Source organism: Peristeroidobacter agariperforans (genome assembly GCF_004138335.1).
Lineage (GTDB): Bacteria > Pseudomonadota > Gammaproteobacteria > Steroidobacterales > Steroidobacteraceae > Steroidobacter > Steroidobacter agariperforans.
The window spans coordinates 1300493-1324083 of sequence record NZ_RYFW01000002.1 but is presented as its reverse complement, the minus strand read 5'-3'; the positions used below and the strand labels follow the sequence as shown (position 1 = coordinate 1324083).

Annotated in this window: 20 protein-coding genes; 9 read left to right on the top strand and 11 right to left on the bottom strand. The window is 62.5% G+C overall.

Annotated elements, in window-relative coordinates:
- Nucleotide 1: 1 nt before the first annotated feature.
- From gfa to EK373_RS19575, 5 genes are read right to left on the bottom strand one after another with little or no spacing between them, the layout of a single operon-like run.
- A complete protein-coding gene (gene gfa, locus EK373_RS19595; RefSeq protein ID WP_129645388.1) occupies nucleotides 2-580 on the bottom strand; it encodes an S-(hydroxymethyl)glutathione synthase in 579 nt (192 codons plus the stop codon).
- Between the two features lie 32 nt (nucleotides 581-612).
- Nucleotides 613-1722: an S-(hydroxymethyl)glutathione dehydrogenase/class III alcohol dehydrogenase gene (locus EK373_RS19590; protein WP_129645387.1), complete on the bottom strand. Its 1110-nt coding sequence runs from the start codon at nucleotides 1720-1722 to the stop codon at nucleotides 613-615.
- A gap of 18 nt (nucleotides 1723-1740) precedes the next feature.
- Nucleotides 1741-2595 (bottom strand): quinoprotein dehydrogenase-associated putative ABC transporter substrate-binding protein, encoded by an 855-nt coding sequence (locus EK373_RS19585; protein WP_198683449.1) that lies wholly within the window; start codon nucleotides 2593-2595, stop codon nucleotides 1741-1743.
- A 7-nt stretch (nucleotides 2596-2602) separates the two neighbouring features.
- Complete coding sequence (locus tag EK373_RS19580; RefSeq protein ID WP_198683448.1) at nucleotides 2603-3022, bottom strand: c-type cytochrome; 420 nt, start codon at nucleotides 3020-3022, stop codon at nucleotides 2603-2605.
- Between the two features lie 11 nt (nucleotides 3023-3033).
- The gene (locus EK373_RS19575) at nucleotides 3034-4860 is read right to left on the bottom strand and encodes a methanol/ethanol family PQQ-dependent dehydrogenase (RefSeq protein WP_129645385.1); all 1827 of its coding nucleotides are present in this window, start codon (nucleotides 4858-4860) and stop codon (nucleotides 3034-3036) included.
- A gap of 105 nt (nucleotides 4861-4965) precedes the next feature.
- On the opposite strand from EK373_RS19575, the gene EK373_RS19570 reads away from it, so the two are divergent.
- Nucleotides 4966-5355: a hypothetical protein gene (locus tag EK373_RS19570; RefSeq protein ID WP_198683447.1), complete on the top strand. Its 390-nt coding sequence runs from the start codon at nucleotides 4966-4968 to the stop codon at nucleotides 5353-5355.
- 9 nt (nucleotides 5356-5364) lie between these two features.
- Here EK373_RS19570 and EK373_RS19565 read toward each other — a convergent pair whose 3' ends face one another.
- Nucleotides 5365-6435 carry a beta-propeller fold lactonase family protein gene (locus tag EK373_RS19565; protein ID WP_129645384.1) on the bottom strand — a complete coding sequence of 357 codons (1071 nt, stop codon included), beginning with the start codon at nucleotides 6433-6435 and terminating at the stop codon, nucleotides 5365-5367.
- Between the two features lie 217 nt (nucleotides 6436-6652).
- On the opposite strand from EK373_RS19565, the gene EK373_RS19560 reads away from it, so the two are divergent.
- From EK373_RS19560 to EK373_RS19540, 5 genes are all read left to right on the top strand, one after another.
- Nucleotides 6653-8638 (top strand): sigma-54-dependent Fis family transcriptional regulator, encoded by a 1986-nt coding sequence (locus tag EK373_RS19560; RefSeq protein WP_129645383.1) that lies wholly within the window; start codon nucleotides 6653-6655, stop codon nucleotides 8636-8638.
- A gap of 36 nt (nucleotides 8639-8674) precedes the next feature.
- The gene (locus tag EK373_RS19555; protein WP_129645382.1) at nucleotides 8675-11167 is read left to right on the top strand and encodes a TonB-dependent receptor; all 2493 of its coding nucleotides are present in this window, start codon (nucleotides 8675-8677) and stop codon (nucleotides 11165-11167) included.
- 225 nt (nucleotides 11168-11392) lie between these two features.
- Nucleotides 11393-12544 (top strand): efflux RND transporter periplasmic adaptor subunit, encoded by a 1152-nt coding sequence (locus tag EK373_RS19550; RefSeq protein ID WP_129645381.1) that lies wholly within the window; start codon nucleotides 11393-11395, stop codon nucleotides 12542-12544.
- A 3-nt stretch (nucleotides 12545-12547) separates the two neighbouring features.
- A complete protein-coding gene (locus EK373_RS19545; RefSeq protein WP_129645380.1) occupies nucleotides 12548-15721 on the top strand; it encodes an efflux RND transporter permease subunit in 3174 nt (1057 codons plus the stop codon).
- Nucleotides 15714-17153, top strand: coding sequence for an efflux transporter outer membrane subunit (locus EK373_RS19540; protein WP_129645379.1), 1440 nt, complete (start codon nucleotides 15714-15716; stop codon nucleotides 17151-17153). The genes EK373_RS19545 and EK373_RS19540 overlap by 8 nt, the downstream gene beginning before the upstream one ends.
- Here EK373_RS19540 and pqqE read toward each other — a convergent pair.
- Genes pqqE through pqqA form a run of 5 tightly spaced genes read right to left on the bottom strand, consistent with a single transcriptional unit; the run spans nucleotide 17150 to nucleotide 20281 of the window.
- Nucleotides 17150-18277, bottom strand: a complete 1128-nt coding sequence (pqqE, locus tag EK373_RS19535) for a pyrroloquinoline quinone biosynthesis protein PqqE (protein ID WP_129645378.1) — start codon at nucleotides 18275-18277, stop codon at nucleotides 17150-17152. The two genes, EK373_RS19540 and pqqE, sit on opposite strands and share 4 nt — an antisense overlap.
- Nucleotides 18274-18546, bottom strand: coding sequence for a pyrroloquinoline quinone biosynthesis peptide chaperone PqqD (gene pqqD, locus EK373_RS19530; RefSeq protein ID WP_129645377.1), 273 nt, complete (start codon nucleotides 18544-18546; stop codon nucleotides 18274-18276). The genes pqqE and pqqD overlap by 4 nt, the downstream gene beginning before the upstream one ends.
- Complete coding sequence (pqqC, locus tag EK373_RS19525; RefSeq protein WP_129645376.1) at nucleotides 18543-19250, bottom strand: pyrroloquinoline-quinone synthase PqqC; 708 nt, start codon at nucleotides 19248-19250, stop codon at nucleotides 18543-18545. Before pqqC ends, pqqD begins: the two co-directional genes overlap by 4 nt.
- Nucleotides 19247-20155: a pyrroloquinoline quinone biosynthesis protein PqqB gene (gene pqqB, locus EK373_RS19520; protein ID WP_129645970.1), complete on the bottom strand. Its 909-nt coding sequence runs from the start codon at nucleotides 20153-20155 to the stop codon at nucleotides 19247-19249. The genes pqqC and pqqB overlap by 4 nt, the downstream gene beginning before the upstream one ends.
- A gap of 51 nt (nucleotides 20156-20206) precedes the next feature.
- Nucleotides 20207-20281 carry a pyrroloquinoline quinone precursor peptide PqqA gene (gene pqqA / locus EK373_RS34300; RefSeq protein ID WP_129645968.1) on the bottom strand — a complete coding sequence of 25 codons (75 nt, stop codon included), beginning with the start codon at nucleotides 20279-20281 and terminating at the stop codon, nucleotides 20207-20209.
- A 150-nt stretch (nucleotides 20282-20431) separates the two neighbouring features.
- Here pqqA and EK373_RS19510 point away from each other — a divergent pair, with 150 nt between their 5' ends.
- The 3 genes from EK373_RS19510 to EK373_RS19500 are packed head-to-tail and all read left to right on the top strand — an operon-like array spanning nucleotide 20432 to nucleotide 23572.
- Nucleotides 20432-21778, top strand: a complete 1347-nt coding sequence (locus tag EK373_RS19510; RefSeq protein WP_198683446.1) for a sensor histidine kinase — start codon at nucleotides 20432-20434, stop codon at nucleotides 21776-21778.
- Nucleotides 21775-22407: a response regulator gene (locus EK373_RS19505; RefSeq protein WP_129645374.1), complete on the top strand. Its 633-nt coding sequence runs from the start codon at nucleotides 21775-21777 to the stop codon at nucleotides 22405-22407. The genes EK373_RS19510 and EK373_RS19505 overlap by 4 nt, the downstream gene beginning before the upstream one ends.
- A gap of 31 nt (nucleotides 22408-22438) precedes the next feature.
- Nucleotides 22439-23572 carry a threonine synthase gene (locus EK373_RS19500; RefSeq protein WP_129645373.1) on the top strand — a complete coding sequence of 378 codons (1134 nt, stop codon included), beginning with the start codon at nucleotides 22439-22441 and terminating at the stop codon, nucleotides 23570-23572.
- The last annotated feature ends 19 nt before the right edge of the window (nucleotides 23573-23591 follow it).

Below are 23591 nucleotides of genomic sequence, written 5' to 3'. Positions count from 1 at the left end.
ATCAAGCCGCCGCCACTACTCCTTTCGCCTTCGCGGTGTGAGTCGCGATCAGATCCATCAGCGGGGGCGACAGGCAGTCATAAGGCGCCAGGCCCAACTCGCTCAGCCGCGCACGCACCGCACCCATGTTCTGTGGATTCGCGCCTGACTCGATGATGGACGACACGAACGCCGCGAACTCCGGCGCCGCCCAGCCCTGATCGCTCGACAGCTCGGTGTGCACGAAGTCGAAGCCATAGAACGGATGGTTCTTGTTTTCGATGCGTCCGTACATGTGCACGCCGCAGCCGGTGCACGCATAGCGTTGAATCGCGGCCGACTCGTCGACGATCTTGAGCTTCTGCGCGTTGGCCGTGACTTGCAGCTTGTCGCGTGGAATGACCGCGACCATCGAGAACAGCGAGCCCTCCGGCTTCCAGCACTTGGTGCAGCCGCAGACGTGATTGAAAGCGACGTCGCCCGCCAGCTGCACCGTCACCTGGTTGTCCTTGCACCGGCACGTCAGAGTGCCGCCCGAGAAGCCCGACCTGCCGGCCTTGACGCCGCCATCCACCGACGGATGAATTTTCAAAGCGCTCATGGTTCTTACCCTCAGTCGTTGTTGATCGATCTTCAGAAGATCGCGACGCTACGAATCGACTCGCCCTTGTGCATCAGATCGAACGCGTCGTTGATGCGCTCGATGGGCATCTGGTGCGTGATCAGCTCGTCGATCTTGATCTTGCCGTCCATGTACCAGTCGACGATCTTCGGCACGTCAGTGCGGCCCCGCGCGCCGCCGAACGCCGTGCCCTTCCACACCCGCCCGGTCACCAGCTGGAACGGACGCGTGCGAATCTCCTGGCCGGCCCCCGCGACGCCGATGATCACGGACACGCCCCAACCGCGATGGCAGCACTCCAGCGCCTGACGCATCAGATCGACATTGCCCACGCACTCGAAGCTGTAGTCAGCGCCGCCATCGGTGACATTCACCAGGTGTGCCACCAGGTCGCCGCCGACCTCTTTGGGATTCACAAAATGTGTCATGCCGAAGGCTTCGGCGAGTTTCACGCGCCCGGGATTGATATCGACGCCGACGATCTTGTTCGCACCGGCGAGCCGCGCGCCTTGAATCACATTCAAGCCGATGCCGCCCAGACCGAACACGACCACGTTCGCGCCCGGCTCGACCTTGGCGGTATTGATCACGGCGCCGATGCCGGTCGTGACACCGCAGCCGATATAACAAACCTTGTCGAATGGCGCGTCCTCGCGAATCTTGGCGAGCGCGATCTCGGGCAGCACGGTGAAGTTCGCGAACGTGGAACAGCCCATGTAGTGGTGCACCATCTCCTGGCCGATCGAGAACCGGCTGGTGCCGTCGGGCATCACGCCTTTGCCCTGCGTGGCGCGAATCGCCGTGCACAGATTGGTCTTGCGCGACAGGCACGATTTGCACTGACGGCATTCCGGCGTGTACAGCGGAATGACATGATCGCCCTTCTTCAAGGTCGTCACGTTCGGGCCGACGTCGACGACGACGCCGGCGCCCTCGTGGCCGAAAATGACAGGAAACAAACCTTCCGGATCCGCACCGGAGCGGGTGAACTCATCGGTGTGACAAATGCCGGTGGCTTTGATCTCGACCAGCACCTCGCCGGCGCGCGGCCCGGCGAGATCCACCGTAGTGACCTCGAGCGGCTTGCCTGCGGCGTATGCAACTGCAGCTTTGACTTTCATACATGCTCCCCGGGCGGCTTACTTGACCTTGCCGCTGTCATCGAGCAGCGGCACGCGATAACTCAACAGGATCTCGTCGATCCGGGCCTGGTGCGAGCCGATCCAGTTGTCGAGCACGCCCTGCCATTGTTTTTCGCCAAAGCGCACGCCCATGGCGATCTCGAAATCGAAGCGGATCTGCGGGTCGGGCAAAAAAGGCACGGCGCGCCACTGGGACGAAGCCCGGGGCGACGCCGTGTGTCGCTGCACCAGATAACCCGCCATGGGCCCCCACAGAATGGCGACGTCGATCTTTTTCTCGTTCAGATCCCGCTCGATGATGTGGGCGGGATTCTCGTGCACGTCGCCGCTCTGCGGCGCGTACACGACAGCTTGTTCGAGCAGCCCATGACGCAGCAACCAATCCGCGCCCGGCGAGCGCCCGAAGACGCCGATGCGCAGTGAAGATAGTTTGTCAGGCGGCAGCTTCAACAGATCGTCGGCGGTCTGCACCTCGCCCTGCTTGCCAGGATCTGCGATTAACAGCGCATACGTAGAGCGCATATACGGCCGCGTCGTGGCCGTGAGCTCGTAGCCTTTGGGCACGCCGATGATCACATCGCATTTGAACTTTTGCGTGGCCTCGTCTCGGTAACGCAACGTATTGCGAACGAAGCCCATGCGCTGGGGAAAGAAGGTGTATTCGACCTGACGGCCCAGATCGTGCGCCAGCGCTTCGGCGATCTTGTTCTCATAGCCCTCGCCGCGCTGATTGGACAACGGCAGGTTGTCCGGATCGGCGCAGACGCGGAGCGTCGTTTCGGACTGATCCGCCGCAGCGACGCCCGCTGCGGCGAATGACAGCAGAAGACAGGCCAGCCCGGTCGCGCCCACGCGCAATCTATTGCATCGGCTGCAGGCGGCCAGGCTGGATCTTGCCATCGGAGCGACCTTTCAAGTAGGCGTACAGGCCTTCCCAGTTCTCGTTCACCATCGCGCTGGTGTTGAACGGCGGCATGCCCTTCTCCGGGCGGCCATTCATGATCAGCGTGTGGAAGTCCTCTTTGCTCAGTTTCTTTAGCGACTCCACCAGCGACGGGCCCACCATTCCTTCCTGTTCGGCCCCGTGGCAGCGCTCGCAAGCGAGCGCCCGCCACGTCTTCCAGCCTTTCAATGTTTTCTCATCGACCTTGTTGCCATCCTGCACCTGGTAGAGAGCATCGGCCGCGGGTGCGTCGTTGGCACTGGTGCACACCGCGGCGACACTCAAAACCAGAAACCCGATCGACCACTTCGCTACCCGCATTTTCAGTGAGCCCATTTGCCGTGAGCTCATTTCAGTGCAGTCGTGGCCGTGCCAGTGCTGTCTGGCAACCCGAAGATGAACAGCGAGCCGCCGAGCGTCGTGTACTTCGCCAGATCCTTGTAACCGCCCACCGCGCCCAGGCCTTCGGTGGATTCGGTCAGGCCCGCGGCCATGCCGATCCCGGCCCAGCCGCCGATGCCGGAATACACGCCGACGTACTGCTTGCCGCCGTACTCATACGTGAACACGTTGCCGATGATTCCGGACGGAGTCTTGAACTTCCAAAGCTCCTTGCCGTCCTTCGGCGAGACCGCCTTGATATAACCTTCCAGCGTGCCGTAGAACACCACGTCGCCGGCGGTCGTCAGCGCGCCCGACCAGACCGAGAAACGTTCCGGCTTCGACCAGACGATCTTGCCTTGGGCCGCATCCCACGCGATGAAGTTGCCCATGCCGCCGTGACTGCCCGGCGTCGGATACATGGTCAACGTCGCGCCCACATACGGCTGCCCTGCGGTGTATTCCACCTGGAAGGGCTCATACGTCATGCACACGTGATTGGTCGGCACCATGATCAGACCGCTCTTGCGATCGTAGCTGGCGGGCTGCTGGTCCTTGGTGCCGAGCGCGGCCGGGCAAATGTCTTTCACATTGACGTCGGGGCCGGTGGTCCCAGGCGAGAATCGCTTGTCGACCACGGGACGGCCGGTCTTCATATCGACCTTGCTCGCCCAGTTCACCGTCGGATCGTATTTTTCTGCAACCAGCAGCTCGCCGGTCTCGCGGTTCAACGTGTAGCCGAAACCGTTGCGATCGAAGTGCACCACCGCCGGCACCGTCTTGCCCTTGATGTTCAGGTCGACCAGCAGGTTCTCGTTGATGCCGTCATAGTCCCATTCGTCGTGCGGCGTCATCTGATAGGCCCACTTCGCCATGCCCGTGTTCAGATCGCGAGCGAACAGCGTCATCGACCATTTGTTGTCGCCGGGACGCTGCGACGGATTCCACGTGCCCGGATTGCCGGTGCCGTAATAGACCAGATTCAACTTCGGATCGTAGGCATACCAGCCCCAGGTGGTGCCGCCGCCCAGCTTCCATTGATCGCCCTTCCACGATTTGATCGAGGAGTCGGCGCCGACCGGAGCCATCTTGCCGTTGGTCCAGGTCATGGTCTTGGCCGGATCGATCAGTACTTCTTTATCCGGGCCGGTGCTCCAGGCTGTCCATTTCTTCTTGCCGGTGGCCAGGTCGTAGGCAATCAAGCGCCCGCGCACACCGAACTCACCGCCGGAAATACCGGTGATCACCGTGTCTTTGAAGACGTGCGGCGCATTGGTGTTGGTCTCGCCGATCTTGGGATCGCCGTTCTTCGCGGTCCACACCACCTTGCCGGAATTTGCATCCAGCGCGACCAGCGTCGTGTCCGCCTGTTGCAACAGGATCTTGCCGTCGCCATACGCCAGGCCGCGGTTGACAGTGTCACAGCACATGACCGGTACAACCGACGCATCCTGCTTGGGCTCATACTTCCATTTGTAGGATTGGTCCTTCAGATTGACCGCGAACACGTTGTTCGGAAACGGCGTGTGGATGTACATCGTGTCGCCGATCACCAGCGGCGAGCCCTCGTGGCCGCGTAGCACGCCGGTGGACATCGTCCAGGCCACTTGCATGCGCCCTACGTTGCTGGCGTTGATCTGCTTCAGTTCACTGTAGCGATGATTCGCATAGTCACCGGCCTGGGCGGCCCAGTTGGATGACTTGCTCATGTGAGTTTCGAGGTCCGCGGCCGAAGCCAAGGTGACGGTGGACGAGGCAGCCACCAGCAGGACCCAGCGATGCTGACGTTTCATGTTCAATCCCCCGAGACTGACCGAAATTTTTTGTTGGCGGCCGTTGGCGCGCCGCATGCACAATCATGACGGACACCAACTTCATTCCACCTCCGCGAGGCGACCATGACGATGCAACGCCTGTGCCAGCAATCCGCTCTCTGGGTCATGGCGATTGTTTTGGTGATATTCGGCAGCCCGGCAAGCGGCGATGAAGATGAAGGGCCGGTGCACAGCTACCCGACGCAGGCGCGCGTCGAGTATGTGAATGAGTGCATCGCGAAACACGACGACAGCCTGGCGAACGTCTATCAGTGCTCGTGCACCATCGATCGCATCGCCGACGTGCTGACCTACGACGAGTTCGTCAACGCGATCACGTTCGCGCGCTACTCCGGCTTGCCGGGCGAAGGCGGCGCCGTGTTCCGGGATTCCGACGAAGCCAAGTCCACCGCCAAACGGTTTCGCGAGCTGGAGAAGCAGGTCCAGCGCGAGTGCGGCTTGCAGGTCAAATGATCTGAGGGATCAAGGCGGCGCGGGGCCGAGCACGATGCCCCAGGGCGAGCTGCCCACGGGAATCCGTTTCACTTCGGTCAGCGTCGTTGTATCGACGACACTCACATCGTTCGACGGTCCATTCGCTGTGTACAAGTGCCGCCCATCGGCCGACAGCGCGATGCCCCACGGACGCTTGCCGACCGGCACTTCCTTGATCAGCTGCACCGCTCGAGGCGCATCCTTGATATCGATGACGGCAACGGTGCCGCCGCGCCCGGTGCTCAAATACAAACGCTTACGGGCAGAATCTTGAACGACCGCCATCGGTCGCGCCGCCTCGCGAAGTTGTAACAGCCGTTGCACGGGCTCGTTGCCGGTCACAGACATGCTATACAAGGAGGCGTCCATTTCGCCCGACACATAAGCGGTGTTGCCATCGGGTGCGAATGCCATGTCTCGCGGCCGCTTACCCACCGGCACCGTCTTGATAACTTTCAGCGTCGCCGTATCGATGACAGAGACCGAGCTGTCCGACTCGTTCGTGACCAGCACCCAGCGGCCATTCGGCGTCATCGCGACGCCTTCCGGCTCCAATCCGACCTTGATGCGCTCGATTACTTTGCCCGCATCCACGTCGACCACCGACAGCAGGCCGACATCTTCATTCGCCACATAGAGCCGCTTGCCATCGTTGCTCATAGCGAACTGCTCGGGGTCGGAACCGGCGGCCAGCACTTTGATTACCTTGCGCGCCGAGGTGTCGACCACCGCGATCCCGTCGGCCTTCAGGTCGCGCTCGAGCTTGGCGCACTCCTCGTCGGGCACCGTAGGCGGACATTTCGGCAAGCCGCTCACGGCCACGAACAATCGCGAGCCATCACGCGATAATTTCAAGCCGCGCGGCCGCTTACCAACATCGATCGTGGCGATCGTGGCGCCGCTCTCGGCGTTCAGCACCGACACCGACTGGCCATCTTCGTTGGAAACATAGGCGCGGGCCGTGGCCGCGTTGCTGGACGCTGCGGCGACCTCGAATATGTATCCGCATACACCGCAAGCTAGCAGTAACAGGAGTGGCCGCCGCGCTACATTCCTCATGACCTCGCCTCCGTTGATTCATTAACATCTGAGTTAGCACGCCGTATGCCAGCGGTATCTATCTTGGTTAAACTTAACACCGCTGGCAGCGACGACACTGCATTGGATGCGGTGGGACGATCAATCCGCGGGCGAGTGTGTCAGGGGCGATACAGACCGTGACACTGTCACGGCACAGTTGACACATCGCCGCATCGGGATGAATCAAGGAGAATTCATGGACGCAACTGCAGTGCATGCGGGGAATGTGCTCGAGTTCGTTCGCGAGCCTCAGTCTGGCCAGACGAGGTCGCAAGCGGTCGGGCCGCCGGTCACCTTGCACCCCGCGATCGCCGGCTCCTGGCGCCGCTGCGCCATCGATTACTCCATCGATCCAGGGCGTCGCACCTACGCGCCCACCGTGATCGACTCGGCGGTGCTGGCCGAACGGCTGGTTCAACACGCCGATCTTCTACAAATCGCTGCTGCCGAAATCGACTGGCTCTACGAACACATCGCCGGCTCGGGATATGCGCTGGTACTCACCGATGCAAGCGGCATCGTGCTGTATGAGAAAACCGACTCTACACTGGTCGATGTATTCCGCTCTGCCGGCCTGATGGTCGGCGCCGACTGGAGCGAGCGCGAAGAAGGCACCAACGGCATCGGCACGTGCATCGCCGAGAACCGGCCGGTGATCGTGTATCGCGAAGAGCACTTCCGCGCCTGTCACATCGGCCTCTCCTGCTCCGGCGCGCCGATCCGCGATGCGTCGGGCAACCTGCTCGCCGTTCTCGATGCTTCCACGCTGAATGCACGCGACACGCGAGCCAGCCTGGCCCACACCATGGCGCTGGTGAGCCTGTCGGCCCAGCTGATCGAGAAATGTCTGTTCCTGCAGCAGTTCCAGGGCGAGACCGTGTTCCGCTTTCACGCCCGCCCCGAATTCGTGAATCTTCAGCACAGCGGCGCCATTGCCGTCGCTCGCGATGGCCGGGTGGTCGCGGTCGACGAAACCGCCCTGTGGCTGCTGCGCGCGAAGAATCGCGACACGCTGGTTGGCCGCGGCATCGACGAGATCTTTCAAGTGAGCCCGTCGGATCTGATCGAGCCGATGAGCCGCACCCAGCTGTCGTTGCGCCCGGTGCGCGACGTGCTGTTCGGCCGTCATTTCTTCTTGAGCCTGGATCAGGATGCGACCACGACGCGCGCCATCAACGTCCCGCCGCCGTCACGCGAGATCCTGCAACTCTCGGGAGCCGTGCCACGCAAGACGACGCTCTCGCTCGAGGACCTCGCGGGCGACGATCCGCAGATGGCGCGCAATATAAGGAGTGCCCGGCGCATCGCCTCCTCGCGCGTGCCCGTCATGATTCAAGGCCCGACCGGCGCCGGCAAAGAGATGTTTGCACGCGCTTTGCATGGTGCCAGTGATCGAGCCGCGCGCTCCTTCGTGGCCCTGAACTGCGCCGCCATTCCCGAGACGCTCATCGAGAGCGAGCTGTTCGGGTATGCGGCCGGCGCGTTCACCGGGGCCCGCAAGGGAGGCATGAAAGGCAAGATCCTGCAGTCGTCCGGAGGCACCTTGTTCCTCGATGAGATCGGCGACATGCAGCTGAGCTTGCAGACCCGCCTGCTGCGCGTCCTGGAAGAACAAGAGGTCATGCCGTTGGGAACGGAGACGCCGATCAAAGTCGACCTGCGCGTGATGTGCGCCTCGCACCAGAACCTGCGAGCCATGATCGCGCGCGGCGCCTTTCGAGAGGATCTTTATTATCGGCTCAACGGCATCACCATCGAATTGCCGTCGCTCGCACAGCGCGCCGACAAGGAACGGCTGATCCGGGAGTTCCTCGCCTCCGAAAGCTGCGACGGCCGGCCGGTCGCGATCGAGGTGGACGCCTTCCAGCGTCTGCTCGATTACGGCTGGCCCGGCAACGTGCGCGAGCTGCGCAATGTGATCCGGACCATCCTGGCGATCTGCGACAGCGACGTGATTCGCATGGTCGACCTGCCCAGCGAAGTGCGACTGTGCCAGAGTCGCTGCGACGATGGCGGCGACGCGCCGCCGTCGATCGAGCGCGAAGAATTGATTCAGTGTATCCGTGAATGCGAAGGCAACATGTCACGCGCAGCCGAAAGACTGGGCGTGAGCCGAAATACTCTGTATCGCCGCTGCAAGCGACTGGATATTCCGTTACAGCACTCGCGCGGCATCATCTGACCCGATAACACCCAAGGATGGGAAGGGAGTCCGGGGATGCGTTTGGCAACGACGACTGCCGCTTGGTCCACGCTCGCCTTGCTGGCCACGACGGCATCCGCAGACGAAATCATCGATACGGTCACCGTCATCGGCGTCACGCCATTGGCAGGCTCGCTGGTCGACCGCAACCGGGTCGCGGCTCCCGTGCAGACCGCGAGCTCGAAGCAAATCGAACGCTCGCACGCCCTGGATCTCACCTCCTACATGAATCGCCATGTCGGCAGCGTGTACGTCAACGACATCCAGAACAACTCGCTCCAGCCCGATGTGAGCTATCGCGGCTACACAGCGTCGCCATTGCTCGGCACACCACAGGGACTCTCCGTCTACCTCGACGGCATGCGGCTCAATCAACCGTTCGGCGACGTGGTGAGCTGGGATCTGCTGCCCAAGGAGGCGCTGGCCAGCATGACGCTGATTCCCGGATCGAATCCGGTGTTCGGCTCCAACACGCTCGGCGGCGCGCTGGCGCTGCAAACGAAGGATGGCTTCAGTTATCCAGGCTACGGCGTCGAGGTGAACTACGGCTCGCACAATCGGCGGCGAGCCGCGGTGAGCGCCGCGTCTTACGCGGAGAACGGCTTGCACTGGTTCGCAACTGGCAACGAGTTGCGCGACGACGGCTGGCGCGATGACTCACCGACCCGAGCACGTCAGTTCTTCGGCAAGCTCGGCTGGCGCAGCGATGCCACGGATGTGTCGATCACCGGCTCGTATGCCGACACCGATCTCACGGGTAACGGCCTGCAGGATGTGCAGCTGCTGAGCCGGGATTACCAGAGCATCTACACCAAGCCCGACCAGACAAAGAATGAATCGTACCTGGTCAACCTGGTCGTCATGCACAAGCTGAGCGACGCCATCGCCCTGTCCGGCAACGCGCACTATCGGAACATCCAGACCCACACCCTCAACGGCGATCTCAACGACGACTCGCTCGGCGAATCGCTGTACCAGCCGGGCGCCGACGAACGCGAAGCGCTCGAGGCAGCGGGCTACACAGGCTTTCCCACGAGCGGCGAAACCCAGGCCAACACGCCCTTCCCGTTCTGGCGCTGTGTCGCCAACGCGCTGACCAACGAAGAGCCCAACGAGAAGTGCAACGGCCTGATCAACCGGACTCACACCAGGCAGCACGATGCCGGCGTCTCGCTGCAAGCAACCTTCACGGCGCCCCTGGCGTCGCTGAACAATCAGCTGATCGTCGGTGTGTCCGGCCTGAAGAGCGACGCGAAGTTCCAGCAGTCCTCGCAGTTCGGTTACGTGCTGCCCGATCGCGGTATCGCAGCAGTCGACGGCCCCGGCGCCTTCGCCGACGGCAGCCAGGAATCCGAAGACGCCTTCGACTCACGAGTCGACCTCGATGGCGACACGACCACGAGCAGCGTCTACTTCACTGACACCGTAGAGCTGTCGCGGGTGATGCAACTCACTTTGTCGGGGCGCTATGACCGCACGACCGTCGACAACGAGGACAACATCACCGCAGCCGGCGATCCGGGCTCGCTGACCGCGAAACATCGATTCAGCCGCTTCAACCCTGCGATTGGCGTGACCTTCAATCCCAGCGAAGGATTGTCAGGCTACATTGGTTACACCGAAGGCAGCCGCGCCCCGTCGTCCATCGAGCTGGGCTGCGCCGATCCCGAGAATCCCTGCCGACTGCCGAATGCGATGGCGGGCGATCCACCGCTCAACCAAGTCGTCACACGCACCATGGAAGTCGGCGCTCGCGGCATGGTGGCCAAGCACCTCGCCTGGAACATCGGCGTGTTCCGGGCTGACAACCGCGATGACATTCTTTTCGTTGCCGACGACACCTCGGGCTTCGGCTACTTCAAGAACTTCGGCAAGACCCGCCGCCAAGGCGTCGAGCTCGGCGCGAGCAGTCAGTTCGGCCCAATGTACATTGGCGCCAACTACACGTATCTGGATGCGACGTATCGAAGCAGCGAAGAACTGCTCGGCGAAGGCAACAGCTCCAACGAGGAAGGCCCGGGTTTCGAAGGCACCATCGACGTCGAATCGGGCGACCGCATTCCGCTCACGCCTCGACACATCCTCAAAGCCTTCGCGGGCTGGGATGTAACGGAACAGGTCTCCCTCAGTCTCGACGTGATCAACATCGGCAGCTCCTATGCGCGAGGCAATGAAAACAACGAGCATGAAGCGCAGGCGCCGTTCTATCTCGGGCCGGGCGAGATCGGCGGTTACACGGTGCTGAATCTGGGGCTGGAATATCGACCGGTGCAAGAGCTGCAGTTGTTTGCACAGGTCAACAACCTGCTCGATCGTGAATACTCCTCGGGGGCGCAGCTGGGATCGACTGGTTTCAACGCCAGCGGTGAATTCGTCGCGCGGCCGTTCGATGGTCCCATCGTCGATGACGAACGTCCGCTGCTCGGCTCGACATTTCTGGCGCCAGGCGCGCCGAGAACTTATTGGTTAGGCGCGAAGTTCTCGTTCAGCGGAGCACCGAAGCGCTGAGAGCTGGCGAAGCATCGTGGCAGTTCGCGACGAAGGATGTACCAACTACGGCTTGCGATATCCAACGGAATCGTGACGCTTGCGTGCGAGACCGCGAGAATTGCGCAGTTGTTACATACTACGTCTCCATATTGCGTTTCCACATTTGCGGCGCTATACGAGAACGTGTCTGTCACGAACAGTCTCGCGGCATGGAGGCCCCTTGTCCCGTGAGTAACAAACTCCATGCTGCAGCTGGCCAGAAGTGGCAGCGCCCTTTGCCTGGTGTTGCTGTGTTCCTGTAGTAGCAAGGCGCCTCCGGCGCCGCCGCCGCCCGAAGTGCGCGTGGTCACGGCGAAAGCGCAACCCATCGAGAACATCACTGAGGTTCCTGGCCGCGTGCAGGCGGTCCGCACATCGCAAGTGCGAGCGCGTGTGGACGGCATCGTCGAGCGCCGCCTCTATGACGAAGGCACCGACGTCAAAGCGGGCCAGACGCTCTTCATCATCGATCCACGCGAGTATCGAGCGAATGTGAGCGCAGTGGCGGCCACACTCACTCGCGCTCAAGCGACGGCTGCAAATGCACGGCAGGACGTCGAACGCTACAAAGGTCTGGTCAAAGAACAGGCGATCAGCCAGCAGGAGTTCGACGCCGCCATGGCGCGTTTGCGCACCGCTGATGCGGACGTGGAGCAAACACAGGCACAGCTGGAGAGTGCAAAACTCAATCTGAGTTATACGAAGGTAACCGCACCGATCGCCGGTCGCGCAGGCCGCGCTCAGGTCACCGAAGGCGCTCTAGTCAGCGCCGCCTCGGCGACCTTGCTCACCACCATCGAGCAGCTCGAGCCGATCTATGTGAATTTCTCGCAGTCGAGCGCTTATCTCATGGCGATACGACGTGAGATGGCGGCCGGCACGCTCAAAGTGCCGGAGCTGGGCAAAGTGGCGGTGACACTGCTGCTGGAAGACGGCAGCACCTATCCGCATTCCGGGCACCTGAACTTTCTCGATCTCTCCATCGATCAAGCGACGGGCACCGCGGCGGTACGTGCTGAGTTTCCGAATCCAGAGCGCATCTTGCTGCCAGGGCAGTTCGTGCGCGCACGCGTCGAAGTGGGCATTCGCCCGCATGGTTTCTGGATTCCACAACGCGCGGTTCAACTCAGCCAGGCCGGCGCAGCCGTTATGACGATCGCTGCAGGTGACACCGCCGCAGTCCGGCCGGTGAAGCTGGGCGACCAGCGCGGCGACCAATGGATCGTGCTCGAAGGGCTCCAGGACGGCGATCGCATCGTCGTGGACGGCATCCAGAAAGTTCAGCCCGGCGCGCACGTGCGTGTGGTCAGCGCCGACGAGCCCGCCGCAGATGCCGCCAAACCTGCGGAGCGATGATCTGTGTCGCCCCGCTTCTTCATCGATCGCCCGATTTTCTCCTGGGTGATCGCACTTGGCATCCTGCTCGCCGGCGCGCTGGCGCTGCGCTCGCTGCCGATCGAACAATATCCTGCGATCGCCCCGCCCTCCCTGACGATCAATGTCACTTATCCTGGCGCCGACGCCGCGACGCTGGAGACCAATGTCACGCAGGTCATCGAGCAGGAGCTGAACGGCGTCGAAGGTTTCTTATATATGTCCGCGACGAGCCGCTCGAATGGCAGCGCTTCGATCACGGTGACCTTCGACTCCGGCACGGACATCGACATCGCTCAGATGGACGTCCAGAACAAGCTGCGCGCGATCGAACAGCGGCTGCCCGAGGAAGTTCGCCGCCAAGGCGTGCTGGTGAACGAAGCGTCGTCGAGCTTTCTGATGATCGTGGCGCTGCAGTCGAAGACCGGCGCGACACCGTCGCTCGAGCTCGGCAACTTCGCAGCGACGCGCGTGATCGACGAGCTGCGCCGAGTGCCTGGCGTCGGCGACATTCGCTCGTTCTCTTCCGAGTATGCGATGCGCGTGTGGCTCGATCCGGATCGCCTCACTACTTATAGTCTGTCGGCCGCCGAAGTGTTGGCGGCAGTCCAGGAGCAAAATACTCAATCGCCCGGCGGCCAGCTCGGCGACCGTCCGCTCGCGAATCACACGGAGCTGAACGCGCCGATCCTCACTCAGAACCGCTTCACCACGCCGGAACAGTTCGCATCGATCATCTTACGTGCGAACCCGGATGGATCCACTGTGCGACTGGGCGACGTGGGACGCGTGGAGCTGGGCGCGCAAAGCTATCTTTCTGATATGGAGCTCAACGGCAAGCCGGCCGCGGGCATGGGCATCCAGCTCTCGACCGGCGCGAACGCGCTCGCCACCGCCGCCGGAGTGAAGGCACGACTGGCGCAACTAGAACGCAACTTCCCCGAGGACATCACCTGGGACGTGCCTTACGACACGACGCCGTTTATCAGCATCTCGATCGATGAAGTAGTGAAAACGCTCGTCGAAGCGATGGTGCTGGTGTTCCTGGTCATGTTTCTGTTCCTGCAGAACTGGCGCGCGACGCTCATTCCCACCATCGTGGTCCCGATCGCATTGGCCGGCGCCTGCCTGGGCCTGTGGGTGCTCGGCTTTTCCATCAACGTGCTGACGTTGTTCGGCATGGTGCTTGCGATCGGCATTCTGGTGGACGATGCCATCGTGGTCGTCGAGAACGTCGAGCGCATCATGACGGAGGAAGGCCTGCCGCCCCGTGAGGCGACGGTCAAGGCGATGACTCAGATTACTTCCGCGATCATCGGCATCACGCTGGTGCTGGTCGCGGTGTTCGTGCCGATGGCGTTCTTTCCGGGCTCGACCGGCGGCATCTACCGGCAGTTCTCACTGACACTCACCTTGTCGATCGCGTTCTCGGCGCTGCTGGCGCTCACGCTGACGCCTGCGCTGTGCGCGACGCTGCTGAAACCCGAGCGGCTCCACAGCAAAGCTGATTCGGAACAAGCCACCGGCCGGTTGAGCCAATGGTCGACGCGCTTCTTCGGTGGCTTCAACGACTGGTTCGGTCGCGTGACTCATCGCTATCAAGGGCTGGTCGGCGGCATTCTCGGCAGGCCGCTGCGTTTTCTCGCGATCTTTCTATTGCTGGTAGGGCTCACTCTGCTGTTGTTCACTCGCCTGCCCGGCAGCTTTCTGCCCGCCGAGGATCAGGGCGCGATCATCACCGTCGTGCAGGCGCCGCCGGGCGCGACGGTCGATCGCACCAACGAAGCCATCGACCAGGTCCAGGGTTTTTATCGAGGCCAACCGCAAACCCGCAGCATCATCTTCATCCGAGGCTTCAGTTTCTTCGGCCAGGGCCAGTCGAACGCCATGGCGTTCGTTTCGCTCACCCCGTGGGATGAGCGTCCGGGCGAGCAGAACAACGCCCTCACCATCGTGGGCAAGGCCAACGCGGCGCTCTCGCAAGTCAAACAAGCGCTGATCTTCACTCTCAATCCGCCGTCGATTCCGTCGCTCGGCGTGGCCGCGGGCTTCACGTTCAAGCTCCAGGACCGCTCCGGACTTGGGCAGGAAGCGCTGCTCAAGGCGCGCAATCAAATACTGATGGCAGCGAATCAGAGTGCGCTGCTCACGGCAGTCAGACCGGAGGGCCAGGCGGACTCGCCGCAGTTGCGAGTGCTCATCGATCGCGTCAAAGCACGTGCGTTGGGATTGTCCATCGCCGACGTGAACGCGACACTTGCCATCTCCTTCGGCAGCGCTTATGCCAACGACTTCAGTCGCGAGGGACGCATCCTGCGCGTGCTGCTGCAAGCCGATGCTCCCTATCGAATGACCCCCGAAGACGTGCTCGCGCTCAGGGTCAGAAACACACAAGGCGAAATGGTGCCGTTCGGCGCGTTCACAACCACCGAATGGACTGCGGGCCCGCCGCAACTGGATCGATATAACGGCTATCCGGCGATGACGATTTCGGGCTCGCCGGCGCCCGGCCGTTCCACTGGCGAGGCGATGAACGAAATGGCGCGGCTCGCCGGGCAGCTGCCGGAGGGTTTCGATTTCGAATGGACCGGCATTTCCTTCGAAGAGCAACAAGCCGGCGGCCAGGTGACCGCCCTGCTCGGCCTGTCTCTGATCGTCGTGTTCCTGTTGCTGGCCGCCTTGTATGAAAGTTGGACGGTGCCGCTCGCGGTGCTGTTGATCGTGCCACTCGGCGTGCTCGGCGCGGTGCTGTTCACGATGCTGCGGGGACTGCCCGCGGATGTTTATTTCAACGTCGGACTGATCGCCATCATCGGTCTGGCCGCGAAGAACGCCATCCTGATCATCGAATTCGCGCTGGAAGAGGAAGCGGCCGGCAAGTCCACTTTCGACGCCACCATGAATGCCGTAAAGCTGCGCCTGCGCCCCATCATCATGACGTCGCTCGCGTTCATCCTCGGCATGGTGCCGTTGGTGCTGTCGGCCGGTGCGGGCGCAGCCAGCCGTATCGCGGTGGGCACCGGCGTCATGGGCGGCATGGTCGCAGCCACTGTGCTGGGCGTTTTCTTCATCCCAGTCCTTTATTTGTCCGTGCGACGTTGGTTGACGCGCCGACCTCCGGCGTCGTCACGGAAAAAGTTGGAGACGGCCCATGACTAGGCTTTCCAACGCCGTTATTACTCCCGTCGCCGTCGCTGGAATGTTCCTCGCTGCGTGCTCGCTCGCACCTCGCCATGTACGGCCCGACTTGCCTACGGCTGAGCGCTACGCGGACAGTTATGTGGACGATCCTGCCGCAGGTACGCGAGCCATTGCGCTTGGATGGCGTGATTTCTTTGCCGATCCCAGGCTGGAAGCGTTGATCGGGACGGCGCTTAAAAACAATCGAGACCTGGTGATCGCGGTCGCGCAGATCGAAGAAGCCCGAGGCCTGTATCGCATTCAGCGATCCGAGCTTCTGCCGACGATTGCGGTCAGCGCCGAGGGCACGCGCAACGGCACTGGCCCGGAGACCGCCGGCGTGGCCGGCGTGGGACCGATTGGCACGAGCGAAACTTTCGAGCGATACTTCCTGGGGGCCGGCGTGGCGTCGTTCGAGCTGGACTTCTGGGGCCGCGTTCGCAATCTGTCACGCGCCGCGCGCGCCGACTATCTCGCCACTGTCGAGGCGGCCCGGGCATTTCAGCTTTCGCTGATCCGGGATGTCGCCTCCGCATACTTCGCGTCGCTGGAAGCGCGCGAGCGGCTGGATCTGGCACAAGCGACCGTCGACAGTCGGCGCGAGGGCCTGCGCATCGCGAAGAAGCGCCTGGACGCCGGCGTCACCTCCGCCCTGGATTTCCGGCAGGCCGAAACACTGCTGACGCAGGCGGAAACCGAGCTCGCGGCGCTACGCTTCTCGAAGGCACAGAACGAGAACCTGCTCGCCACGCTCATCGGCAGTACGGTCGCAGTCGAGTTGCCCGAACCGTTGCCACTGGCTGAGCAGGCACGATTGGAAGCATTGGCCGCAGGCGTCCCATCCGACCTGCTCGCGAGCCGACCCGACATCCTGGCCGCCGAACATCGGCTACGAGGCGCTCGCGCGAACATCGGCGCGGCGCGAGCTGCGTTCTTTCCTTCAATAACACTGACCGGCAGCTACGGCTTTGCGTCGACGCAACTGGATGAACTGGTCGGCAACGATCGGCGCACATGGTCATACGGTCCATCGATCTCGCTGCCGATCTTTGACTTTGGCGCGCGCCGCGGCAACCTGACCGTCGCCGAAGCGCGCGAGAATATCGCGGTTGCCGATTACGAGCGCACCATTCAAACGAGCTTTCAGGAAGTGTCGGATGCGCTGGCCGGTCGCAAATTTCTGGCCGAACAAGTCGGCGCACAGGAACGGGCTACGCGCGCCCAGCGGCAGCTCGCCGAACTCGCGCGTCGCCGCTACAACGAAGGCGTGGTCGCGTATATCGAAGTTCTGGATGCGGAGCGGAATCTCTTCTCGGCGGAGCAGGCGCTCCTGCAAGTACGACGCGCCGAAGTCGCCAATCTCGTGACGTTATATATCGCGCTGGGCGGCGGCCAGATCGAAGCTCGTTAGGAGTACGAGCGCGAGTTCTCCGGCCGCCGAAACACCAATGGTGCCTCCGGCACTCTCGTTTCTTGCGCGCGCTCGACCGCCGAGACGACCACCCGATGATGCGGACTCTTCGAACAGACCGGATCCGCCGCGGCCGCATCGTGCGCGAGCAGATATGCCTGGCAGCGACACCCGCCGAAATCCTTCTCCCGCTCCTCACAACTCGCGCACGGCTCCTTCATCCAGCCCCAACCGCGAAACCGATTGAACGCATCGGAATCGAACCAGATGTCCCTCATGCTTCGCTCTCGGACATTCGGGAAGCTCAACCCCGGCAGCATCCTCGCCGTGTGGCAGGGCATGGCCGTCCCATCCGGCGCAATGGTCGCGAGCGTCGTGCCCCAGCCATTCACGCATTTCTTCGGCCGTTGCTCGTAGTAATCCGGCACTACGAAGAAGATCTTCATCTTGCCTTTCATCCGTTCGCGCCACGCGAGCATGGTCCGCTCTGCGTTCTGCAGCTGTTCTCGCGACGGCAACAGGTGCTCACGATTCAAGTGCGCCCACGAATAATATTGAGTGTTCGCCAGCTCCAGATAATCGGCGCCCATGCGTACGGCCATGTCGATGATGGTATCGAGATGATCGATATTGAGCCGGTGGATAACGCAGTTCACGACCATCGGATAGCCGCGCTCCTTGATCCACTCCGCGCAGCGCTTCTTCAGCTCGAAGGTTCGAGTGTGCGACAGGAAGTCGTTCATCTCCCGCGTCGAGTCCTGAAACGACAGCTGGATGTGATCCAACCCCACCCGCTTCAGCTCGCTCAACCGCTCTCGCGTCAATCCGACGCCCGAGGTGATCAAGTTCGTGTAGTAGCCGAGCCTGTGCGCTTCATCCGCGATCGCCTCGACATCGTCACGCATCAACGGCTCGCCGCCCGAAAGACCCAGCTGCACGGATCCCAGCGCCCGCGCCTCGCGCAGCACTCGAATCCATTCTTCGGTCGTCAGTTCATCCTCGACTTTCGCGAAGTCGATCGGGTTGTAGCAGAACACACATTGCAGCGGGCAACGGTAGGTCAGCTCGAGCAGCAGCCACAACGGCGGCCCGATCGCAGGCGATGTTGTGACTGCCGCGCTCATGACTCCGCCGCACTGAGCCACCCCTGCGCTCTCGCCAGCTGCAGGAAATGTTCGATTTCGCCCTGCAGCCCGTTGCGATTGAACGCCGACTCCAGGTCCGCCACGATCTCGTCGACGCTGCGCATGCCGTCGCAACGGCGCAGGATCTCCGCGGCGCTGGTGTTCAACTTCACCATGCCTTCCGGATAGAGCAGCACATACGCGTTCTGCACGGCTTCCCATTGCAGCCGGATGCCCGGGCGAATGCTGGGGCGGTCCGCTTGGCTCATGACCGGACTCCATAGTGCTGGGCCATGGCATCGTTCATAGCCCACAGGATGTCGAGCTTGAACTTCAACACCTGCAGCGCACGCTGCTGCTGCTCGCGGGTCTTGAAATATGCCAGCGTCACCGCGAGCCCATGGTTCACATCGCGCTGTGCCAGCGAGACGCGGCTGCGAAAGTATTGCAGCCCGTCCTGTTCAATCCACGGATAGTGCTCAGGCCACGACGACAATCGTTGGCGGTGAATGGCCGGTGCAAACAACTCCGTGAGCGATGAGCACACCGCTTCCTGCCACGGCGCCTGACGGGCGAAATTCACATACGCGTCGACGGCGAAGCGCACTCCAGGAATCAAGCGAGTCAGCCCTTCGACTTCGGCTCGCTCCAAGCCAACGGCTTCGGCCAGGCGCAACCAGGCCTCGATGCCGCCCAGATCGTCGCCATGCCCGTCGTGATCCAGAATGCGCTCGACCCAGCGGCGTCGCACTTCCCTATCCGGACAGTTCGCAACAATCGCGGCGTCCTTGCGCGGGATGCTGATCTGATAGTAGAAGCGATTGGCGACCCAGCCCTGGATCTGCTCGCGCGTCGCCTTGCCCGAGTTCAACATCACATTGAACGGGTGATAGATGTGATACGCCCGCCCCTGTTCGCGCAGCTGCTGCTCGAACTGCGTCTTGTCCCAAGGGGCGGCAACCTCGCTGCTCACAGCACGATCTCCATACCGTCGTACGCCACTTCGATACTGTGCGAGCTCAACAGCGCGCGCTCTGGCGAGTCCTCGACCAGAATCGGATTGGTGTTGTTGATGTGAATCAGGACGCGGCGCGTCGTTGCAGGCAACCGATCGAGCCACTTGATCATCCCGCCGGTCTGCGACAGATGCCCCATGTCGGCCGCGTGCTTGTGCGACACGCCCAGCCGAACCAACTCGTCCTCCGTCCAGAATGTGCCGTCCACCAGCACGCAGTGGGAGCTGCACATCAGCTCGAACAACCACGAATCGATCTTGGCGACGCCTGGCGCGTAACACAGCCGCCGCTCGGTGCGCTGATCCTCGACCAGCAAGCCAATGACATCGCCCGGCTGCGGGGTGCGCGACGAATACGGCGGCGGCTTGCCCGGCAATGCGATCGCCTGCCAACGCAAGTCCTCGCTACCTTCGACCGCGAACCATTCGCCCGCCATATCGATGGGCCGCCGATCCACGCCGCAGTAGCGCTGCAAGACCTGCAGGATGGGATTGGCCGTCGTCAGATCGTCGAAGGCGCTATCGGTACACCACAGCGGCCACGGCTTCGTCGCCTCGCGAAGCATCAACAGGCCAGTCGTATGGTCGATCTGCGAGTCGGTCAGGACAATATTGCGGATGCCGGTGTCGCGATAGGCGCGGCCCGGCTGCAATTGAGGATTGGCGTGCAGTTGCGCCAGGATATCCGGCGAAGCATTGACCAGCGTCCACGCGGTTTCATCCGCGCCGCGGATTGCGATGGATGATTGGGTGCGCGGGCGAGCGTTCAGCTCCTCCCGACGCACACCCCCACAATTCGGGCAGTTGCAATTCCATTGAGGAAAGCCACCGCCCGCGGCAGCGCCTAGAATTCGTATGTGCATCGGCAAGGCGAGGCTCCGGGCCGCCCCGGCAGCCCCGCCCTCATTCAACGATCAACGATGCTCGGCATACATGGTGATTTCCATGCCCAGACGCAGATCGATGGCCACAGGGGTTTCCCAAATCATGGTGACTCCTTGTAGGGACTAAAAGAGTCCCAGCCGCACCATGACGCCATCCCGCCCTCCGCCGCCACGCGACAATCATGATTCGCGACTCATGATTTTCATGAGCGCGGCGTCGGCCATAATTTGCCGTCCCGGCCCGAAGGATGGACTTTGAAACTTCGCACCCACGTCAACCTGATCGTCGCCGCCCTGAGCGCGGCCTTCGTCATCCTGGCCGCGTGGCTGCAGTTCGACGGCACCCGCCGGGCCGTCGGCGAGGAGATCGCCGGAGCGAACGTCATTGCCACCCAGCTGCTGACACGGATCCTGGTCACCTACGATCAATCCGACAACGATGCGTTGCTGACCTTCCTGCAGCACCTCGGCCGGGTGCGGGCCCACGAGATCTCGGTGCGCAACGCCCATGGGCAAACGATCTATGCGTCGCCGCCCTCGCCCTACAAGGCCGGACGCGAAGCTCCGGCGTGGTATTCCTCTTTCATTCTGCCGACGACCCCGGTGCACATAGTGCAGCTCGCGAATGGCTCGGAAGTTCGGATCGAGGCGAATGCGACGCGCGCCACGCTCGATGGCTGGGATGATTTCGTCCAATTGCTGATCGTCGGCGGCATCGCCTTCGCGGTGCTCAACGCAGCGGTGTTCTGGCTGGTCGGCCGTGCGGTGGCGCCCTGGGCGGTCATCGTCGAGGGGCTCAGACGCATCGAGCAAGGCGATCTGCAGCATCGGCTGCCCGAGTTGAAAGGCTACGAAGCCAACATGATCGGCTCGACCTTCAACCGCATGGCGGTCTCGCTCGAAGAGAAACAGCTCAGCGACCGCAAGGCCATCGAAGCGGAACAACGACTGCAGCAGCGTCGCGAGCTCGATCAACTCATCGAGCAGCGCCTGGACGAGGAGCGACGTGTGATCGCGCGCGAACTGCACGATGAGTTTGCGCAGTCCGTGACGGCGATCCGCAGCTTCGCCGTCGTGATCGCGAATCAACATCCTCCCGAGTCGCGCACCGCCGAAGTCGCGCGGCTCATCTCGACCGAGGCCGCGCAACTGTACGACGCCATGCACGGCTTGATTCCCCGCCTTGCGCCGCTGAATCTCGATACCTTGGGACTGGCGGAAACGCTCGAGGGCTTCATCAGGCAATGGCAAGGCCGTCATCCGTCGATTCAATTCTCGCTTCACCATGAGCTGCCTACCGAGCTTGGCACCAGCGCCACCATCGCCGTGTACCGCGTGGTGCAGGAGGCTGTGATCAATGCCGTGCGCCATGCCCGTCCGACGCAGGTCGACGTGAGCGTCGTTCATTCCGACTCGCATGTTCGCGTGCACGTGGCCGACAATGGCATTGGCCTGCCCGAGGACTGGTCGCGCCCGGGACATTTCGGACTGCGCGGCTTGCAAGAGCGAATGGCAATGCTCGGTGGCACACTGACTTTGAACGATCATCCGCCGCACGGCGTGGAACTGACGGCAGAGATCCCCCTGGGAGCACACGAATGATCAAGGTGCTGCTCGTAGACGATCACACCGTGGTGCGCACCGGCTTCCGGCTGCTGCTGGAAACCGTCGCAGACGTACGCGTCATCGCCGAAGCAGATAGCGGTGAAGCGGCCTGTGTACGCTTCGATGAAGACAAGCCCGATGTCGTCGTGCTCGATCTGTCCATGCCGGGCATGGGCGGCCTCGAGGCCATCCGCCGGCTGCGTGCCCGCGATAAGGATGTGAAGACGCTCGCGCTGTCCGCCCACGATGACGCCATCCATGCGCGTCGCGCCTTGAAGCAAGGCGCACTCGGATTCTTATCCAAGCGCACCGCGCCCGAGACGCTCATCGAAGCGGTAAGAATGGTCGCGGCCGGTCAACGTTACATCGACCCCAAGCTTGCGCAGGAACTCGCTCTGGCCGAGACGCTCGGCACCACGACCTTGGTCGATGCGTTGTCTGAACGGGAGTTCGAAGTGTTCCTGCGGCTGGCCAACGGCGCCGCGGTTCCGAAGATCGCCGCGGAGCTGAACCTGTCCACCTCCACCGTCGGCACTCATCTCTATAACATCAAACAAAAACTGCACGCCGGCAACCAGGCGGAGCTGACCCTGATCGCGCTCCGTGCCGGGTTGATCGAGCGCTGACATTCTGTTCCTGCGGACGCTAGAATGGGCCATGGCCCGACTCTCGCCGAATCTCGCTGGCATTCACTGCTTCGCCTGCGAGACCGCACACGACCCGCGTCAGCTGCTGACTGTCTGTCGCGAGTGTGGCTTGCCGCTAAGAGTGGATTACAACCTCTCTTCAGTGAAGCTGTCGCTGCGGGATCTGGAATCGCGCGAGCCCAGTCTGTGGCGTTATCGCGAGCTGTTACCGCTGTTGCCCGGCGATGAAGTCTCGCTGATCGAGGGGGTGACACCGCTGCTCCCCGTCGAAGCGAACGTATGGGTCAAGGATGAGTCGCGCAATCCGACCGGCTCATTCAAAGCACGTGGTATGGCGCTGGCCGTTTCGATGGCCAAACATCTCGGGGCGCAAGCGCTGGCGGCACCCTCTGCCGGCAATGCCGCCGGCGCGCTCGCCGCCTACGGCGCACGAGCCGGCCTGCCGGTCACGGTGGCGATGCCTGTCGACACGCCGAAAGCCTTCTTCGACGAATGCGAGCTGTACGGCGCGACCATCCATCGCGTCCAAGGCACGATCGCCGATGCCGGCAAGTTCCTGCGAGAGCACGGCCCGAAAGGCGCCTTCGATGTTTCGACCTTGAAAGAGCCTTATCGAATCGAAGGCAAGAAGACCATGGCATTCGAACTGGTCGAGCAATTCGAGGGCGAGATTCCCGACGTGGTGATCTATCCGACCGGCGGCGGCACCGGCCTGGTCGGCATGTGGAAGGCATTCGACGAAATGGAACGCCTCGGCTGGATTCCCCGCGGTCGTCGGCCGCGATTCGTGTCGGTGCAGTCCGCCGGTTGCGCGCCGGTCGCCAAAGCGTTCCTCGAAGGCAAGGATCGCACCGAGCCCTGGCCCGATCCACACACTCACGCGTATGGCTTGCGCGTGCCGAGCCCGGTCGGCGGATTCATCTGCGTTCGTGTTCTGCGCGAGTCGAACGGCACCGCCGTCATGGTCACCGACGAAGACGCCGATGCAGCGACGCGACAACTCGCAAGCCGCACGGGCATCGACGTTTGTCCCGAAGGCGGCGCGGCATGGTCGGCGTTACAAACATTGCGCGCCTCCGGAGCCATCCGAGATCGAGACCGTGTGGTCGTATTCAACACCGGCACAGGCTTGAAATACCGCTGAGCGCTTCGCTGCGTGAGAG